We start from the raw sequence: 17,650 nt of genomic DNA, 5'->3' as shown, positions 1-17,650 counted from the left end.
GTCACCAAGGACGTCGCGCGGACAACGGAGAATAATTTCAATCTGGGTTGAGCAGGTTTAACCTGAGGCTAATCCGAAAAATCCAACCGGTGCGCGCGCCCATGGGCGGCCAGTCTTGCGTTCAGGGTATCTGCCTCGGGCGCGCCGGATTCCAGCGCAAAAACAAACGCATGGGTCAGATAGAAACAGGCCGCGTCGGTATCCCGCGCGGCCTCGCGTTCGTCTGCAGCCAAGGTGTAATAGCGGATCAGCGCGTCGTGATCATCGCGAGCATGGGCCTCGAGCAGCAGGTGATCCAGCTTGGACTTGTCCATCGAACCTCCGTCGGGACCGGCCATTGAAAACCGACCGGTCCGCAGTTTCAATCCGCGCGACCGTTTTCGATCTGCGTTGCGACCCAATGGTGGAAATTATGCGTCGGTCCGTCCATCGCGGGCGAGAACCGTCCGCCGTCAAACAGAACACCATGGCGACCCTTTTGCATGCCTTCTACAACAAAGACATCCTCTTCGAATACCGTCTTCCAAAGCTGCGCGTTCGAGGCGCGCAACCCGTCATGCTGCGGCGTATCTTCAATGCTTTTTGCGTAGTACAGTTCAATGTGTTCGACGGTGTTTTCCTGATCGACAGGTTCTAACACGATGGCAAAAGCGTGGTCGCGCTGCACGCCCAGCAGAACATTGGGATAAAGAGCGATATATTCGGCACCCTCGTCCCATTTGTCGCTGAGGCCCGGAAAATCTTCGAAAGTTGCCCCATCCTGATCGGTGAGTTGGCGATAAACCAACGTGCCCTGACCGGAATAGTGCCCGCGTGCTTCGATGTTGTAGTGATCTTCCAACCGGGAATAGCTGTTCAGACCGGGATGAACCCACGGCAGGTGATAGCTTTCGCAATAGTTCTCGACCGCCAGCTTCCAGTTTGTCTTGACCTCTAGCTTGAACGAGGACGTCTCGCCGCCGTGATGCACGGGCTGATCGAACTCCTTCCAGCGCTCAAGAAGAGCGGCGTGGGCGTCTTCGAACGCTGGGGCGTTGCCGTCGACGTTCACAAAGATGACATCGCGCCAGACATAGGACCGCACGCGGACCAGTCCCAGATCACTGCGGTCAACGTCTTCATGGGTGTTGTGACCGGGTCCGCCCACATGAGGGGTTGCGCGCAGCTCACCCTTCAGGCTGTAGCACCAGCTGTGATAGGGGCAGCGGATCGCGCCTCCGATCTTGCGAGGAGTGTCCACCAGGATCATGCCGCGGTGACGGCAGGTGTTCTGAAATACGCCGATTTCGCCGTCGCGATCGCGTACGATCAGCAGGGGCATGCCCAGAAAGTCCACAGGTTTGGCATCACCCTCCTCGGGTACGTCCTTACCGAAGCCAACTCCGGACCAATTCGCATAAAGAACCGATTTCCGTTCCTCGGCAAAAATTGCAGGATCGACATAATGTTCATTCGGCAGACCGTTGGCGATATTCACTTCGGCCAGAACGGAGGACAGAGGGCTATGCTTGTTCATCGGGCTCTCCTAAGATTGGTTTTAACCGTATTGGGGAAGGCGTGCGGGCGTCTCAATATCAGAAAACCTCATCAGAGAGTGATCTGATCTAAACCGAGCCGTCCTCTACCTCTTGCAAGATCCAGTTCTTCAGTGCGCGAGCGCTCTCGGACAACTCGTTATCGGGGCGCCCAACAAGGTAGAATTGGTTGGGTGCGGTCAACCTATGAGGGCCGATGATGACCAATTTACCCGATTGCAGCATCGGTTGGATCAGCCGTCGCCAACCCAGCGCCAGACCAGCCCCCTTGCGGGCCAATTGCAACGCAACCGAGTAGCTGTTCACGCGCGAGTCGATTGGGATCGCACCATTGTGACCCATTTGATGGAACCATTCCGGCCATGTGGTCCAGCTGCGATCATCTGAGTCCAAATGGATCAGGCGCTCGGCGGCGAGATCTTCCAGCGATGCGTCAACCAGGCGTTCGGCGATGTCCGGGCTGGCTACGGGCACAAGGTGGTCGCGAAACAAGGGGGTGTGTGAGAGGCTTTGATCGCTGTCACGACCATAGCGTATGAAGAAATCAATATCGGGTCTGTCGCGAAAAGGTCGGTCCTGCGATAGTTGGTCGACATTTATCTCAGGCATCTCGCGCCAAAACCGGATCACTGCTGGTGAAAGCCATAGTGCAGCAACGGCCGTTGTTGATCCCACTGTCACCTTGCCGATTGCGGCCTGATCCCGAATTGTTGCCAGTGTCTTGGAGATTTTGGTGAAGGACGACGACAGAGTCTCATATAGGGCTTTCCCGTCTTCTGTCAGATCCACACCCCGATGCTTGCGTTGGAACAGGACGGCGTTCAAATCCCCCTCGAGCGCTTTGATCTGATGGCTGACCGCGCCTGGGGTGACAGACAATTCTTCGGCTGCGTTTTTGAAGCTGAGATGCCGTGCGGCGGCTTCGAAGGCGGATAAAGTGGTAAGGGGCGGAAGGTTATAGTGGCGTCTGGACATGTTGGCTTAAGAATCAGCTTTCGTGGTCGCGTTAGATCATTTCAATCGAGTATTAGTTTATTTGGGGTTGAATGCCAGATTGCCTCGCCAATTAGATGAATTTTACGGTCACGATTTCGGTGGATGTCGCCAAAAACGACAAAAATGTCGGTTCTGTCTAATGTCCCGCACGGGGCACGCTATAGTCGCATTCACCAAATTTATTGGGTCATGCACGCGGTTTTGAGTGTTCTTAAAGGGGGCTCAGACAGGCGGGCGAAAAAACAACAGCGAATGCTGACAGTCGGAAAATGGCCGAAAGGGAAATTGATGGATTGGCATAGCCTCACCCCCGATTGCCAGATTGAACCACAGGTCAATAGCGATCTGCGGCGTGTTCCACACAACGCAAATCGAATTGTCGGATCAACAGGTGGCGATTGGTGGAAAGCGTGCGGCACGTCCGATCTGGAAAGTTCATTTATCACATAATTGCGAAATCTCTGGGTGAAGCGCGCCGGTCGCGGCAGCTTTCCCCAAAAACGAACGACAACACGGAGGAAGTAGATGTCGATAAAGGACCCGTTTACGGACTTGGACATAAAAACGGCGGATAGCGGTTTTTATGAAAACAACAGCGTACCGATTGCGCTAATCAGTAAAGGCATCATGGTTGCGCTGGTGCTGTGGGCTTTGGTGTTCCCGGCCAATGCCAACAGCACTTTGGGCAGCTGGAACTCTCAAATCCTGGAAGTTTTCAACAGCTTCTACATCATCATCGTCGGATTGTTCTTCTTCTTCCTTGCGGTTGTTGCGATTCTACCTTCGACGGGTAAGCGCGTAATGGGGCAGCCGGGTGAAAAGCCCGAGTTCTCGAACTTCTCGTGGTTCTCGATGATGTTCGGCGCCGGTCTGGGTGTGGGTCTGATGGTGTTCGCCACGGCTGAGCCTTTGGGCCTGTGGGGTTCGAACCCCGTTGTGGTTGCGGGCGATGTTCCGGGTAACGTGCCAGATGCTGTGCAGTCGGCGTATCGCTACACCTATCTGCATTATGGTTTCCACGCGTGGGCTATCTATGTGGTGACGGGTCTGTCGTTGGCCTACTACGCGTATACACGCAACATGCCATTGACCATCCGCGCAGCTCTGACGCCGCTGTTCGGCAAGCTGATGAACGGCTTCCTGGGTCACGTGGTTGACGTGCTGGGCGTGGTTGCAACCATCCTGGGTGTGTCGGTGACGATCGGGTTCGGTGTGAGCCAGTTCATCGATGGGCTGTACGCAATTACCGGTATGGAATGGATTATGGATTTGGGCGGCGAGGTTCCGACACCATCGAAAGTGGGTCTGATCTCGGGTCTGGCTGTCATCATGGGGCTGTCGATCATCTCGGCGGTGTCGGGTGTTGGCCGCGGCGTTAAGTATCTATCGAACCTGAACCTTGTTCTGTCGATCATCCTTCTGGGTACGTTCGTTGTGTTTGGCTCGTTTGTCTTCGCAATGACCACCTATGGTACGGCCATGGTCGACTATATCCTGCACTTCGTATCGCTGAGCTTTGGTGCCTATGGCCCGCTTTCGGCTGAAGCCTTTGCAGCGGCCTTGCCGGCCGAGGCGCAGGCCCATGCGGATGCGCTAATGGGTGGTGCGACGAATGCTTGGGGCAGCTTTGACGGCTTCAAGAGCGGTCTGGAAGGCGCAGCGGCTGAGCTGGACGAAGCGACGCTGGCCGCAGCCTATGCTGCAGGTGAGCAGGGCCGTCAGTTCGGCTGGCAAGCCGGCTGGACCACGTTCTACTGGGCTTGGTGGATCGCCTTCTCGCCCTTCGTGGGCCTGTTCCTGGCGCGTATCTCCAAGGGTCGCTCGGTGCGTGAGTTCATCCTGGGCTGTGTGTTCGCACCGGCGCTGGTGTGCTTTGCATGGATGACCGTTCTGGGTGGTACCGCGATTGATCTGGAATTGGCTGGTGCAGCGGAAGGCGCGATCATCGGTGCGTCGAATACCAACAAGCTGTTCGTGACCCTGTCCTACATGATTGACGGCGGTCTGCTGTCGATGCTGAACGTGATGTGCGTAATCCTGATCATGACCTTCCTGGTGACCTCTGCGGACTCGGGTATTCTGGTTATGAACACGATCATGTCGGGCGGCAGCCAAGAGACTGGCATTAAGCACCGTATTATCTGGGGTCTGATCCTGACGGCTGTGATCGGTACGCTGATCCTGGCGGCTGGTGACAACAACCCGCTGGATGCGCTGCGCAACGCAATGATCATCGGCGCGTTGCCCTTCACCATGGTGATGGGGCTGATGATGGTGGCGCTGGCCAAGGCATTGTTCCGCGACGGTCTACGCGACAAGAGCGAAGTGGCGCAGGCGGCTGAATAAGCCTCCATTGCTCAAGGTAAGACGCGCCGCCCCAAATTGGGGCGGCGTTTTTCATGTCACGACCTCACTCAAGGCCGTGAAAAAGTGGAACGAAACAGGCGGATGTGCCTGTCGTTGACAGGCGATCTGGCAAAGCAGCGACCTCTGTGGTGCAGCTTTTCAGACGGTTTCTGAAACTGATGAAAGATCTGCATGCGGGGGGAGCTGGCCTGCCCTTGGGCGAGTCGGGCTTGGCAGGCGCTCACCCCCTATTCCCGCTCGTACCCCCTCGTTACAACAATACTGGTCAACTGAATTGCGGGATTGATCATCAGTATCCGGCGAAATGGGCAGAACTATTGTCAGAACATGTCCATTTTAAGAGCCAATTTGGAAACAAATTGCAGATTTGCCTTAATTTGTTGTGCGACATGAAATCTACTTGGTGGGAATTGACCGACGTCTGATGCAGCTAATGTTTGCGTTAAATGCCTTTCTGTGACATTTTCGTGAAGACAGTCATTTAACACTTTAGGGAATTTTTGGCGAAAAATCACAATCGAATGTTTTTGGATGTACCCATGTCTTCAGCAGGAGTTAGAGCTGGAGGACGATTATGAACTTAGGAACCGCTGGTACCGCTGTCCCGTCTGCTTTGATCGCTGCGTCTGTGACGTCGCGCGAGGCACAGATTTGCCGAGCCTCTCAGGCGGCTGAGGCAGCTTTCGAACGGATTGCACAGACAGCGAGGGTCACCCAAGAGCACCCGACCGAGTTCCAGGATCGGGTGTTTTCGATCTTTCGTTGGTATTTCCTATCGGCCTTTTGTACCCGGCTTTTGTCGGGCGCGGCGCACAGGATGGAACATCAGACTCTTCAGATGTCGATGGATATCATCAGCGCTGTCAAAATGGTTTTGTCCGATCACGAGGTCGAAAAAGCGGTGACCCTGGTTCAGAAGGAACAGACCTGCCCGACCGAAGTGCGCGCAAATGGCATTGGTGCACGAGGCCATATGGTGGGCTGGGTCGCGGCAGGATTGCATAAGAAAGGCCGTGACTTTCCCAAAGAGATCGAGAGCGCTCTGGCCGGTGCTTTGGCCGCATCCGGGCGCTTGAACTAGACTGGTTCTTCAGGTCCGGGTTGCGGTTCCGAACGGCAGAGAAAGCGTGCGGTTCAACACTCGATCAGGCACTTTGATCAGCCATTGGAGTCTTGATCCTGTCAGCACTTTACAGAAGACGATTCCGAACACTAGCGCCGCCAGAACCGAAAGCGGGATCACCACCAGCGGCTCGGTAATACCCAAAATTTTGGATAGAATGATGCGCGTCCCTGCCACGGGAAGGAAATGGGTGAGGTAGATATACAGGCTGAAACTTCCGATTGTAACCAACCACTTGGCCTTACCCGCGTTCGAGGCCAGAACTACCGTTCCAATGATTGCCGAGGCGGACAGGGCCGATAGGGAAAAGTAGACCAGAGGAAGTTTCTCGAATCCTCCCGACAGCGCAGCGATGCTGAGCCCGAGGAACCCGATCCACAATGCGATCACCGGTAGCGCGCGCGCCTTGACCGCCGAAGATCTGATCCATTCAGACGCATATACTCCGATCGCGAAATAGACGAACAGCTTGGCCAGTTTATCGGCGATGACGACCACGCCTTCGGGCCAGACATTCAGCAGGAACTGCGCCTGTATGATGGCCGCAAACCCGACAATATAGACCGGGGGAACGCCGCGCAGCAGGCGCAATATTACGAAAGACAGCATGAGGGCGTAGAGAAACCAGATCGTCGGCAGCGGGTCCCAGGGGATTATCAGGATTTCCCACCAATAGGTGGTCGAATTGGTAATAGCGTTCAGTCCAAACCGAAAGGTGAAGATGATCATGGACCACAGAAGGTAGAAATAGAGGAAATAGATCACCTTGCCGCGGATGAACTTGTCTGCGGGGCCGTCGATAGCCTTTTTGGCAAACAGCCCGGCTACCAGAAAGAACAGGGGCATGCGCACGGGATCGAGGCTGTAGTTGAAGGTTCTGATCCATTCGGGGAAGGTCGGGTCGAACCGGAACCCGGCGATAGAATGGTGTAGAACCACGAAAATGATCGTCAGGCCTTTTACCGCATCAATCCAGCCCAAGCGCCCTACCAAGGGTTGCGTTGGGGCCGCGTTGCTATTGTCGGAACGAATATCAGTCACTCTTTAACTCCCGAACCTGCACACAAGGTTACAGAGAAATGCCACCTGAAATGGGAAGCTTATGAACACAATGGCGAAGGGTCCCATGCCGCGTTGGGCCGAGTCAACACTGTTGGTGCCGAGGGCAATTGGCCAGCGGTGCCGCAGCAGCGAGACGAGTATTGAAAATCAGTAATTTGGGAATGGTGCTGCTGGAGAGAATTGAACTCTCGACCTCTCCCTTACCAAGGGAGTGCTCTACCTCTGAGCTACAGCAGCGCTGTGGGCGGGTGATTAGACTCAAACGAAACGCGGCGCAAGGGTGTCTGGACGGTTTTTTTCGCCTCCTGTAGAGAAAGATCATGACGGAAAAAAATTCACCAAAAAAACAAGGCAAACCCAGTGATGCGCGCGAAGAGCGGCTGAAGGCCGCGCTGAAGGCAAACATGGCGCGGCGCAAGGCGCAGGCCAAGGCGCGGGCGGTCGCTGGGGGCAAGGCCGATAAGGACGAGGGATAAGAGCAAATGGATTCGATTCTGGTAACGGGTAACGGGCCGCTAAACGGTCAGATCCCGATTGCAGGGGCTAAAAACGCGTGTTTGACGCTGATGCCCGCAACGCTGCTCAGCGATGAACCGCTGACGCTGACCAACGCGCCGCGTCTGAGCGATATCAAGACCATGACCGCCCTACTGCAATCGCTGGGGGCCGAGGTGTCGTCGTTGCAGGACGGGCAGGTGATTGCCATGTCCAGCCATGATCTGACCAGTCAGACGGCGGATTATGACATCGTGCGCAAGATGCGGGCCTCGAACCTTGTGCTGGGACCTTTGCTGGCGCGGTTCGGGCAGGCGGTCGTGTCGCTGCCCGGTGGCTGTGCGATCGGTGCGCGCCCGATGGATCTGCATGTGGAAGGGCTTGAAGCGCTAGGCGCCGAGATCGAACTGAAAGACGGGTACCTGCACGCCAAGGCCCCCGGTGGGTTGAAAGGCGCGGTGCATGAGATGCGTTTTGCTTCGGTCGGGGCGACTGAGAACATTGTGATGGCGGCCACGCTGGCCAAAGGTACCACCGTCCTGAAAAACGCAGCGCGCGAGCCCGAGATCGTTGATCTGGTCGAATGCCTGCGCAAGATGGGCGCGCAGATTTCAGGCGAGGGGAGCTCGACCATCGAAATTCAGGGCGTCGACCGTTTGCACGGCGCGACCCATCAGGTTGTCACTGACCGGATCGAACTGGGCACCTATATGCTGGCCCCGGCGATCTGCGGCGGTGAGGTCGAGTTGCTGGGCGGGCGGATGTCGCTGATTGCGTCTTTTGCCGAAAAGCTGGAAGCAGCGGGTGTCAGCGTGACGGAAACCGCAAATGGTCTGATGGTCGCGCGCAAGAACGGGCGTGTTCGGTCGGTGGATGTGGTCACGGAACCCTTCCCTGGTTTCCCCACGGATTTACAGGCGCAAATGATGGCGCTGATGTGTACTGCCGAAGGTGTGTCCGTTCTTGAAGAGCGTATCTTTGAGAATCGCTTTATGCACGCCCCTGAACTGGTACGAATGGGGGCCAATATCGAGGTACATGGCGGCACGGCCACGGTAACGGGCGTCGAACGTTTGAAAGGCGCGCCTGTGATGGCGACCGATCTGCGGGCCTCGGTTTCGTTGATTCTGGCCGGTTTGGCGGCCGAAGGTGAGACGACGGTTAGCCGGGTCTATCATCTGGATCGTGGCTATGAACATGTGGTGCGCAAGCTGGAAGGCGTGGGTGCAAAGATTGAACGGATCAAAGGCCAATGACAGACGCAAGTTTCCATGACGGGCGCGAGGCCCCGCTGAATCTTGGTGCCGAGGATGCAGATGACCTGCAGGTGATCTCGACCCTGACACAGGACGCGGTGTTTCCCATAACCGAGATGACTTGGCGGCCATCCCAACGCCGCTTTGGCCTGCTGTTGAACCGCTTTCGGTGGGAGGACAAAGACGCCGCCACCCTGCGCGACCGCCCGTTTGAACGGGTACAGTCGGTGCTGGTGTTCGACTCGGTGCTGTCGGTGGCAAGTCAGGGGATCGACCGCAGCGACAAGGATATGGTGATGTCCCTCTTGTCGATTGATTTTGAGCCCGGCGAAGATGGGGCAGGCCGCGTGGTACTGACTCTGGCTGGGGATGGCGCGATCCGATTGCTGGTCGAGGCTGTGGATGTGTCCCTCAAGGACGTCACGCGGCCCTATCAGGCACCGTCTGGGCAGGCGCCGCATCATCCGGAATAAACGGGGCATAGCGCAAGCGTTTTCCGGGCCTTCCACAGGCCTGGTTTTGCGCCGTGCGACCGTGTTCGATGTGTTCCAGATGAGCCGCGCTCTGATCCGCTCGATCACCTATCTTTGTGCGGCAGACCATCACAAGCAGCCCGCGCTGCTGGCGGCCTGGACGGCCAACAAGGATCCGCAGACGATCCGGCGCTGGATACAGTCCGGCGCGCAGCTTTGGCTGGCCGAGATTGACGGACAGGTGGCCGGGGTCGGCGGGCTGCACAACCGTTCGGAAGTGTCGCTGCTCTATGTCGATCCAGCCTATGTGCGGCGCGGCGTCGGTTTGGCCCTGTTGATCCGGCTGGAAAGTGAATTGGTCGATCAAGGGTGTGCGGTGGCCCATGTTTATGCCACTGCGACGGCACGGGAATTTTATCGCCGGTTCGGCTGGAAGGATGCGGGTGAGGCCGAAGAATGGCAGGGCGTCCTGCAATATCCGATGCGCAAATCGCTGCACCCGGCCGACGAAGGGTTGAGGCCCTTCCCCTCGGGCGATATGTCCCGATGAAACGCCCCGGAGTGCAAGACGATGCCAGTTTTCCTTGAGACAAGCTCGACCGATTTCGAAACCGCCTTTGCAGCGCTGTTGTCGGCCAAGCGCGAAGACAGCCCCGACGTGGATGCGGTTGTGGCCGAGATCATTCAGGACGTGCGCGCGCGCGGCGACGCGGCGGTGATTGAGCTGACGGCCAAATTCGACCGGCTGGAACTGACCCCCGATACTTTGGCGTTTTCGGCTAATGAGATCGCGGCGGCAGTGGCTGAGGTCACGGATGAAGATCGCGCCGCGCTGGAACTGGCTGCGGCGCGCATCCGGGCCTATCACGAAAAGCAAATGCCCGCCGATCACGAATGGACGGATGAGGCCGGGGCCACGCTGGGCTGGCGTTGGTCGGCCGTGTCGGCGGCCGGGCTTTATGTGCCGGGCGGGCTGGCCTCTTACCCTTCGTCGGTCTTGATGAATGCGATTCCGGCCAAAGTGGCGGGGGTTGAGCGTCTGGCGATTGCCGTGCCCACGCCGGATGGGGTGGTGAACCCCTTGGTCCTACTGGCCGCGCAGCTGTCGGGGGTGGATACGATTTATCGCGTAGGTGGGGCGCAGGCGATTGCGGCTCTGGCTTATGGTACTGACAGCATCGCCCCGGTGGACAAGATTACAGGTCCGGGCAACGCCTTTGTCGCGGCGGCAAAGCGGCGGGTGTTTGGCAAGGTGGGCATTGACATGATCGCGGGCCCCTCTGAAATTCTGGTGATCGCCGATAAGGATAACGACCCCGACTGGATCGCACTGGACTTGCTGAGTCAGGCGGAACATGACGAAAGTGCGCAGTCGATCCTGATCACTGATGATGCAGCTTTCGGTCGGTCGGTTGCCGCTGCCGTGGACAAGCGCCTTGAGACGCTCGAGCGCCGCGCCATCGCAGGCGCAAGCTGGCGCGATTTTGGCGCAGTGATCACCGCGCGCGATCTGGATGAGGCCGCCGCGCTGTCGAACCGCATCGCCCCCGAGCATCTTGAACTCTGCGTTGCTGACCCAGTGGCGCTGAGCGCAAAAACCGTCCACGCGGGCGCCATATTTCTGGGCCAATACACACCCGAGGCCATCGGCGACTATGTTGGCGGCCCCAATCACGTGCTGCCCACCGCGCGCTCGGCGCGGTTTTCTTCTGGGTTGAGCGTGATGGATTTTGTCAAACGCACCACGCTGTCCCAGATGACCCCCGCCGCGCTGCGCGCCATCGGTCCTGCTGCGGCGCAACTGGCGCGGTCTGAAAGCCTTGAAGCTCATGGCCTGTCCGTCACGGCCCGTCTGGATCGTCTGAACGACTAAAGGCGCGAACCAACAGATATCAGGTGGAGGGCAGTTTGGAACGCGTAGCAACCTTGTGGATCGGCAAACGGTTCAGCTTTCTTGAACACCTGTGCCTTAAATCCTTCGCGGATGTGGACCAGACGCCCATCGTCTATCACTACGGCGATCTCGAGGATATCCCGGACTATATCGAGGCCCGCGATGCGCGGGAAATCTTTGACACACCCGAGATCTACCGCGACCCGATCATGCGCTCGGTGGCAGTCCACGCCGATCTGTTTCGCCTGAAACTGATGCAGCAGACCGACTATATCTGGGTGGACGCGGATGCCTATGCGGTACGGCCGTTCGAGACCCGTGACGGGTATTTGTTTCCCAAAGCCAATCTGGCACGGCAGCGGATGATGAACGGGGTTGTGGCTCTGCCCAGCGACAGCCCGGCTTTGAAGAAGATGTGCGATTTCGCTTTCGACAGCGACCTCGTGCCGTTCTGGTGGTCGGATGACAGAAAGCACGCCTATCGGGACATTTACGGGCAATCCACCTACTGGAGCCTGCCTTTGTCAACGCTTGGGCCGCCGCTGTTTTTCCACAGCCTTTATGGGACGCCAGAGCATGACATGAGCTTGGCGAGAGTCGAGCTTTACGCCGTTCCACTCCGGCATCGCGGTCTGTGGAACGAGCCTGATATGTCCAAGCTGGAATTTCTGGATTGGCAAAGCAAAATGTCCATCCATTTCTTTGGGTCGTGGTTTCGAAAGATATTCAAGGACCGGGAGATCAATTCCGGATCTTTGGTCGACACCTTGTTGCGCAAACATGCGATTGACCCGTCCCTGTATCCGCTGTGACAAAAGCCACAGGGCCGCGTTGCTCATTCAATTTTCTTGCGATAAGTCTGACCCGACCTGAATGGACCACGTACGCATGACCCGCATTTCGCACATAGAACTGGATGACCGAAACCTGCCCCCGCCGACACCCGAGATCGAGCAGGAGCGCAAGGTCGCGATCTATGATCTGCTGGAGGAGAACTCCTTTGCGCTGCCCGCGCGCGACGATCGCGTGGTGCCTGACGGCCCCTATCATCTGCAACTGTCCATCCGGGACAAACGGCTGGTTTTCGATATCGCCACCGAGACCGAGGAAAAAGCCGCCGAATTCCACCTGTCGCTGGGCCCGTTCAAGCAGGTGGTAAAAGACTATTTCCAGATATGCGAAAGCTATTTCGACGCGGTGAAATCGCTGCCACCCAGTCAGATCGAAACCATCGATATGGCGCGGCGGGGCATTCACAACGAAGGCAGCCGGGTCCTGCAAGATAGGCTGGAAGGTAAGGCCGAAATTGACACCGACACCGCCCGCCGTCTGTTCACGCTGATTTGCGTATTGCACTTTGGGGGCTGACGGGTGACGTCTCTGCCGCAGTCCATTCTGTTCTGTTGCGACCACAACTCGGTTCGGTCCCCGATGGCCGAAGGCATCATGAAAAAGTTCTACGGCACCGGTACCTATGTGCAATCTGCCGGTGTCCATAACGATCTGGAGATCGACGGTTTCTGCGTCGCCGTCTGCCAGGAAATCGGCGTTGAGCTTTCGCGACACAGGTCGCGTTCCTTCGACGAGATGCAGGAATGGGGCGATGACCTCAGCTCGTTCGACCTGATCGTCGCGTTGTCACCCGCCAGCCAAAGGCGAGCGTTGGATTTGACCCGTATTTTTCATCTGGATGTCGATTATTGGCCAATAATGGACCCTACCGGACTGGGCGAAAGTCGTGAAGACAAGCTAACGCACTACCGACAGACCCGCGATCAGATCATCAAACATCTGAAGGACCGCTGGGGCGAACCAACGGAGTGACCATGAACCAGACCGTCGAAACCTATTTCAAAGCCTTCAACGCAGGTGACGTTGATGGCATGCTGGCCTGCCTGTCCGACGACGTGGCCCACCATGTGAACGAAGGCCAGATTCGCGTCGGCAAAGAGAAATTCGCCGCCTTCTGCGCCCACATGAACCGCTGCTACCGTGAAAACCTGACCGACATCGTGGTGTTCGACGCCCAAGGCGGCACTCGTGCGGCGGCCGAGTTCATCGTGAATGGTACCTATCTGGAAACAGATGAGGGTCTGCCCGAGGCGCATGGTCAGACCTACCGCCTGCCCGCCGGATCGTTTTTTGATCTGCAAGACGGCAAGATCACTCGCGTGACCACCTTTTACAACCTGGCCGACTGGACCAAACAGGTGTCCTGTGGCTGAGGTCACAGACGTCCGCCCCCTGACCGGAGCGGCGCTTGAGGCCGCTCTGGACGATGTGGCCCGGTTGCGCATCAATGTGTTTCACGCGTGGCCCTATCTCTATGATGGGGATCTGGGCTATGAGCGGAAATACCTGCAAGCCTACCGCGACAGTGCCCGATCCATCGTGGTAGGGGCCTTTGACGGCGACCGTCTGATCGGGGCCTCAACCGGTGCGCCTCTGGCCGATCATGCCGAAGATTTTGCTGCGGCCTTTGACGGGTCAGGTGTGGGTTTGTCAGATGTTTTCTATTGCGCCGAATCTGTTCTGCTGCCGGACTACCGGGGGCAGGGTGTTGGTCATAAATTCTTCGATCAACGCGAAGCCCACGCGCGCGCTTTGGGCTTTACGAAATGCGCCTTTTGCAGTGTGCAGCGCCCTGTCGACCATCCGATGCGACCAGAAAGCTATAGGGCTTTGGATGCGTTCTGGCGGGCACGCGGGTATGAACCCCTACCCGGTGTCGTGGCGCAGTTTTCGTGGAAGGATATAGGAGAAGACGGCGAGACGCAGAAACCGTTGCAGTTCTGGATCAGGGATCTGAACGCGTAGCTGCCCCGTTCGGTCTCAGCGTGTCTGTTTGCGGCTGAGAAGGCCGTACTTCACCGCCCATCCGCGAAAGGACCGGCGTTTGGGTTTTTCCAGTCGAACCTCGGATTTTGTCTGTGCCCCGCCTTTGCGATTGAATTCGAACACGTCAATGACACGCTCAGCGCAGCCGCAGGCCTCGCCCATACCGACCTTGGCGAAATAGAACTTTTCGAAGCTTTCGGGGTTTTGCATGGTGATCCTCCTGACCCTATTGAACCAAGTCTGGGCCGGTAAGCCAATTCACTTTCCCGTCGGATCTCGGCCGGGTCTATACATATCGCGCGATCCTGTCCTAGGGTCGCTCCAATCCAATGCTGAAGGACGCAGCCCATGAAAGTCGCAACCGCCGCCTATGACCTCGACTGGCTCGACAGTTGGGCGCAGTATGAGGACAAGCTGAACCGCTGGGTCAGCGAGGCCGCCGGGCAGGAGGCCGAGTTGCTGGTCTTTCCAGAATATGGCGCGATGGAGCTGTCGACATTGGACGGGGCCGATGTGGCAGGTGATCTGGAACGTTCGATCCGCGCGGTGTCGGACCGGATGGCAGATGCGCAGGCCCTGCATCAACGGCTGGCGCGCGAATATGGCACCTATATTCTGGGCGCGTCTGCGCCGGTTGTGGATGGGCCGGGCCGCCCGGTGAACCGAGCGGCGCTTTTTGCGCCTGATGGCCAGCAGGATCACCAAGACAAGCAAATCATGACCCGGTTCGAGCGTGAGGCTTGGGATATCGCCCCCGGCGGCCCGTTGAAACTGTTCGACACCAAGCTGGGCAAGATCGGCGTTCTTATCTGCTATGACAGCGAATTTCCCCTACTGGGTCACGCGCTCAATGACGCGGATCTGATCCTTGTACCTTCATGCACCGAGGCACTCTCGGGCTATTGGCGGGTGCGGATCGGTGCGATGGCGCGTGCGCTGGAAAACCAGTGTGTGACGGTCATGGCGTCGCTGGTTGGTAAGAATGAGTGGTCCGAGGCCGTGGATATGAACACAGGCACCGGTGGCATCTTCGGCCCGCCGGACAAAGGGTTCCCCGGCACCGGCGTATTGGCTGAAGGACAGTTGAACCAGCCCGGCTGGACTTACGCGGATATCGATCTGTCGGCCATTGCAGAGGTCCGCGCCGATGGCCATGTGCTGAACCGAACCCATTGGGATGAGCAAACGCCCCGAGTCGAATCGGTCACAATCTCTGCTCTTTCGTGATTCCGGCCTTGAAATAAGCCCGAAATAGGCTCATTTAAGCGCACATCCTCGCAGATTCTGCGAGTGCAACGTAAATGTGGAGACAACATGGCCAAGGAAGATACGCTCGAATTTCCCGGTGTCGTGAAGGAACTCCTGCCTAATGCGACGTTTCGGGTCGAGCTGGAAAACGGCCATGAGATCATCGCACATACGGCAGGCAAGATGCGCAAGAACCGCATCCGTGTTCTGGCTGGCGACAAAGTTCAGGTCGAGATGACCCCCTATGATCTGACCAAGGGTCGGATCAACTATCGCTTCAAGTAACGCCCTATCTCATGGCGTTTATCCTCGGATCGGGCAGCCCAAGGCGGCTGGACCTGTTGGCTCAGCTTGGCGTGCAGCCCGATGCGATCCGCCCCCCTGACATCGACGAAGCGCCCCTGAAGGGCGAACTTCCGGTTCCCTATTGCTGCCGCATCACGCGCGAAAAAGTGCAGGCGGTGCAGGCGGATAGTGACGATATCACTTTATGCGCGGATACAACCGTGGCGCTGGGCCGTCGAATTCTGGGCAAACCCGAAAACGCAGGCGAGGCGGTCGAGTTTCTGCATGCACTGTCCGGGCGTCGTCACCGGGTAATCACCTCGGTCGCGGTGCGACGCGGGGATCGGGTACTGCAACGCGACGTGGTCTCTCAGGTCAAGGTCAAACGCCTGTCGGATGTTGAGATCAACGCCTATCTGGCGACCGGAGACTGGCAGGGAAAGGCGGGCGCATACGCCATCCAAGGCCCCGCTGGCGCATTCATCCCGTGGATTTCGGGATCGTTCACCGGTATCGTGGGCCTGCCCTTGTCTGAAACCGCCGCCCTTTTGCAAGGCATCGGCTATCCCCTGTATCGTGAGGCAACATGAAGGGTCGCACCATCGTTCTGGATCATATCAAGGGTCGTGAGGCTGCGGCACTGATGGTCGACGGCAAGCTGGATGATTTCCTGATCGCCGCCGATGCGCCTGCACCGGGCACGATCTACCGCGCCCGCGCGGATCGGCCGGTAAAAGGGCAGGGCGGCATGTTCCTGTCTACGCCCAACGGCCCCGCGTTTCTGCGGCAGGTCAAGGGGCTTGCCCCCGGTGCGCTGCTGCTGGTGCAGGTGACGGGCTATGCCGAACCGGGCAAAGCCTTGCCTGTGACCGACCGTGTTCTGTTCAAAAGTCGCTACGCGATTGTCACTCCGGATGCGCCCGGTCTGAACATCTCGCGCTCGATTCGCGATGAGGATGAGCGTGACCGCCTGCTTGAGATAGCGCATGAGGTGATGGAAGGCAGCGATTACGGTCTGATCCTGCGCTCGTGCTGCGCCGGTGAGGACGCGGGCGAAATTGCCGAAGATATCAGCGCCATGCTGGCCCACGCGGACGCAGTGGTGAACGACCCTGGAACCGAGCCGGAACTGCTGCTTGAAGGCGACGGCCCTCATGTTCTGGCCTGGCGCGACTGGACCGACCCGGCCGAGGTCGAAACCCGCGCAGGTAGTTTCGGCACCCATGGCGTGCTGGAGGCATTGGACACGGCCAGCGGCATTTCTGAGCCTTTGCCCGGCGGGGGGCACCTGTTCATCCAGCCCACCCGCGCGCTGGTCGCCGTTGACGTCAATACCGGCGTTGATACATCCTTGGCAGCTGGAACCAAGGCTAATTTCGCCTGCGCCAAAACGCTGGCCCGCGCCTTGCGTGTGCGAGGTTTAGGAGGGCAGATCACGCTCGATCTGGCACCAATGCCCAAGAAGGACCGCCGAGGGTTCGAGTCCGCTCTGCGCGCCGCCTTCAAGTCCGACCCGATCGAAACCACACTGGCAGGCTGGACGCCGTTAGGGCATTTCGAATTGCAGCGCAAACGGGCCCGGCTGCCGCTGAGCGAGGTTTTGAAATGAGCTGTCCGATCTGCGGTGAAGACACTGTTGCCACATACCGCCCGTTTTGCTCGAAGCGCTGCGCGGATGTCGATCTTGCCAAGTGGCTGAACGGTTCTTACGCTGTGCCGTCGCAACGTGAAGAGAACGCTGAGGCGGATACCGAAGTCGACGAAACCGGTCGTTCGCGTCCGCATTGAAAAAATGTAAAAAAGGCTCTGGACACTGCCAGTGGCAAGTCATAGAACGCCTCCACCCAACGGCAGTCGCCGTTCCCGTGCCCGGGTAGCTCAGGGGTAGAGCAGTGGATTGAAAATCCTCGTGTCGGTGGTTCGATTCCGCCCCCGGGCACCATTCAAGCGATTGATTTTTATCAATATTCAATTTTGAGCCTTTCATGGTTTGACAGTTTTTTTGAAGGGTTTGACAACTCTCGATCTGCGTTCGTTCTCCTTTTCTAGTGCTTCCATCGTGATCCGGTTGCGGTCCG

At 57.8% G+C, this 17,650-nt stretch carries 22 protein-coding genes and 2 tRNA genes; 18 read left to right on the top strand and 6 right to left on the bottom strand.

Annotated features, from left to right (window positions below; translation table 11 throughout):
* Positions 1–68: 68 nt before the first annotated feature.
* From GOV80_RS18225 to GOV80_RS18215, 3 genes are all read right to left on the bottom strand, one after another.
* Entirely contained in the window at positions 69–314 is a 246-nt protein-coding gene (locus GOV80_RS18225; RefSeq protein WP_170773974.1) for a hypothetical protein, read from the bottom strand.
* A 47-nt stretch (positions 315–361) separates the two neighbouring features.
* Positions 362–1,516 carry an aromatic ring-hydroxylating oxygenase subunit alpha gene (locus tag GOV80_RS18220; protein WP_170786836.1) on the bottom strand — a complete coding sequence of 385 codons (1,155 nt, stop codon included), beginning with the start codon at positions 1,514–1,516 and terminating at the stop codon, positions 362–364.
* Positions 1,517–1,604: 88 nt separating this feature from the next.
* Positions 1,605–2,510, bottom strand: coding sequence for a LysR substrate-binding domain-containing protein (locus tag GOV80_RS18215; protein WP_170786835.1), 906 nt, complete (start codon positions 2,508–2,510; stop codon positions 1,605–1,607).
* A gap of 546 nt (positions 2,511–3,056) precedes the next feature.
* Here GOV80_RS18215 and GOV80_RS18210 point away from each other — a divergent pair.
* Positions 3,057–4,877, top strand: a complete 1,821-nt coding sequence (locus GOV80_RS18210; RefSeq protein WP_170773980.1) for a BCCT family transporter — start codon at positions 3,057–3,059, stop codon at positions 4,875–4,877.
* A gap of 595 nt (positions 4,878–5,472) precedes the next feature.
* Positions 5,473–5,979 (top strand): hypothetical protein, encoded by a 507-nt coding sequence (locus GOV80_RS18205; RefSeq protein WP_170786834.1) that lies wholly within the window; start codon positions 5,473–5,475, stop codon positions 5,977–5,979.
* Between the two features lie 9 nt (positions 5,980–5,988).
* Here the strand turns inward: GOV80_RS18205 and GOV80_RS18200 are convergent, their stop codons facing one another.
* Complete coding sequence (locus tag GOV80_RS18200; RefSeq protein ID WP_170786832.1) at positions 5,989–7,062, bottom strand: acyltransferase family protein; 1,074 nt, start codon at positions 7,060–7,062, stop codon at positions 5,989–5,991.
* Between the two features lie 183 nt (positions 7,063–7,245).
* Positions 7,246–7,320: transfer RNA gene (locus GOV80_RS18195), tRNA-Thr, on the bottom strand.
* An 83-nt stretch (positions 7,321–7,403) separates the two neighbouring features.
* Here GOV80_RS18195 and GOV80_RS18190 point away from each other — a divergent pair.
* From GOV80_RS18190 to GOV80_RS18145, 10 genes are all read left to right on the top strand, one after another.
* Positions 7,404–7,559: a hypothetical protein gene (locus GOV80_RS18190; protein ID WP_170773985.1), complete on the top strand. Its 156-nt coding sequence runs from the start codon at positions 7,404–7,406 to the stop codon at positions 7,557–7,559.
* Positions 7,560–7,565: 6 nt separating this feature from the next.
* On the top strand, positions 7,566–8,834 hold the full coding sequence (gene murA, locus GOV80_RS18185) for a UDP-N-acetylglucosamine 1-carboxyvinyltransferase (RefSeq protein ID WP_170786831.1): 1,269 nt from the start codon (positions 7,566–7,568) through the stop codon (positions 8,832–8,834).
* The gene (locus GOV80_RS18180; RefSeq protein WP_170773990.1) at positions 8,831–9,307 is read left to right on the top strand and encodes a DUF2948 family protein; all 477 of its coding nucleotides are present in this window, start codon (positions 8,831–8,833) and stop codon (positions 9,305–9,307) included. The genes murA and GOV80_RS18180 overlap by 4 nt, the downstream gene beginning before the upstream one ends.
* Positions 9,308–9,386: 79 nt before the next feature.
* Positions 9,387–9,857: a GNAT family N-acetyltransferase gene (locus tag GOV80_RS18175; RefSeq protein ID WP_237215917.1), complete on the top strand. Its 471-nt coding sequence runs from the start codon at positions 9,387–9,389 to the stop codon at positions 9,855–9,857.
* Between the two features lie 21 nt (positions 9,858–9,878).
* Positions 9,879–11,180, top strand: coding sequence for a histidinol dehydrogenase (gene hisD, locus GOV80_RS18170; protein ID WP_170786830.1), 1,302 nt, complete (start codon positions 9,879–9,881; stop codon positions 11,178–11,180).
* Positions 11,181–11,215: 35 nt separating this feature from the next.
* Positions 11,216–12,013, top strand: coding sequence for a glycosyltransferase family 32 protein (locus GOV80_RS18165; protein WP_170786828.1), 798 nt, complete (start codon positions 11,216–11,218; stop codon positions 12,011–12,013).
* Between the two features lie 76 nt (positions 12,014–12,089).
* Positions 12,090–12,569 carry a UPF0262 family protein gene (locus GOV80_RS18160; RefSeq protein ID WP_170786826.1) on the top strand — a complete coding sequence of 160 codons (480 nt, stop codon included), beginning with the start codon at positions 12,090–12,092 and terminating at the stop codon, positions 12,567–12,569.
* 3 nt (positions 12,570–12,572) lie between these two features.
* Complete coding sequence (locus GOV80_RS18155) at positions 12,573–13,025, top strand: arsenate-mycothiol transferase ArsC (protein WP_170353273.1); 453 nt, start codon at positions 12,573–12,575, stop codon at positions 13,023–13,025.
* 2 nt (positions 13,026–13,027) lie between these two features.
* Positions 13,028–13,426, top strand: coding sequence for a ketosteroid isomerase-related protein (locus GOV80_RS18150; RefSeq protein ID WP_170786825.1), 399 nt, complete (start codon positions 13,028–13,030; stop codon positions 13,424–13,426).
* Positions 13,419–14,018 carry a GNAT family N-acetyltransferase gene (locus GOV80_RS18145; RefSeq protein WP_170786823.1) on the top strand — a complete coding sequence of 200 codons (600 nt, stop codon included), beginning with the start codon at positions 13,419–13,421 and terminating at the stop codon, positions 14,016–14,018. The genes GOV80_RS18150 and GOV80_RS18145 overlap by 8 nt, the downstream gene beginning before the upstream one ends.
* Positions 14,019–14,033: 15 nt before the next feature.
* On the opposite strand, the gene GOV80_RS18140 is transcribed toward GOV80_RS18145, so the two are convergent.
* On the bottom strand, positions 14,034–14,249 hold the full coding sequence (locus tag GOV80_RS18140) for a hypothetical protein (RefSeq protein WP_170774005.1): 216 nt from the start codon (positions 14,247–14,249) through the stop codon (positions 14,034–14,036).
* Between the two features lie 138 nt (positions 14,250–14,387).
* Here GOV80_RS18140 and GOV80_RS18135 point away from each other — a divergent pair, with 138 nt between their 5' ends.
* The 6 genes from GOV80_RS18135 to GOV80_RS18110 all read left to right on the top strand — a co-directional run bounded on the left by GOV80_RS18135 (position 14,388) and on the right by GOV80_RS18110 (position 17,514).
* Positions 14,388–15,266, top strand: coding sequence for a carbon-nitrogen hydrolase family protein (locus GOV80_RS18135; protein ID WP_170786822.1), 879 nt, complete (start codon positions 14,388–14,390; stop codon positions 15,264–15,266).
* Between the two features lie 87 nt (positions 15,267–15,353).
* On the top strand, positions 15,354–15,572 hold the full coding sequence (infA, locus tag GOV80_RS18130) for a translation initiation factor IF-1 (protein WP_005978431.1): 219 nt from the start codon (positions 15,354–15,356) through the stop codon (positions 15,570–15,572).
* 11 nt (positions 15,573–15,583) lie between these two features.
* Positions 15,584–16,162 (top strand): Maf family protein, encoded by a 579-nt coding sequence (locus GOV80_RS18125; protein ID WP_170786821.1) that lies wholly within the window; start codon positions 15,584–15,586, stop codon positions 16,160–16,162.
* Positions 16,159–17,181: a ribonuclease E/G gene (locus GOV80_RS18120; protein WP_170786819.1), complete on the top strand. Its 1,023-nt coding sequence runs from the start codon at positions 16,159–16,161 to the stop codon at positions 17,179–17,181. The genes GOV80_RS18125 and GOV80_RS18120 overlap by 4 nt, the downstream gene beginning before the upstream one ends.
* Positions 17,178–17,360, top strand: coding sequence for a DNA gyrase inhibitor YacG (locus tag GOV80_RS18115; RefSeq protein ID WP_170786818.1), 183 nt, complete (start codon positions 17,178–17,180; stop codon positions 17,358–17,360). The genes GOV80_RS18120 and GOV80_RS18115 overlap by 4 nt, the downstream gene beginning before the upstream one ends.
* Positions 17,361–17,439: 79 nt before the next feature.
* Positions 17,440–17,514: transfer RNA gene (locus GOV80_RS18110), tRNA-Phe, on the top strand.
* Positions 17,515–17,650 lie beyond the last annotated feature (136 nt).

It is taken from the genome of Ruegeria lacuscaerulensis (assembly GCF_013034685.1).
In the GTDB taxonomy this organism is placed as follows: Bacteria; Pseudomonadota; Alphaproteobacteria; order Rhodobacterales; family Rhodobacteraceae; genus Ruegeria; species Ruegeria lacuscaerulensis_B.
The sequence above is the reverse complement of the archived record's forward strand: the minus strand, read 5'-3'. Positions and strand labels throughout refer to the sequence as shown.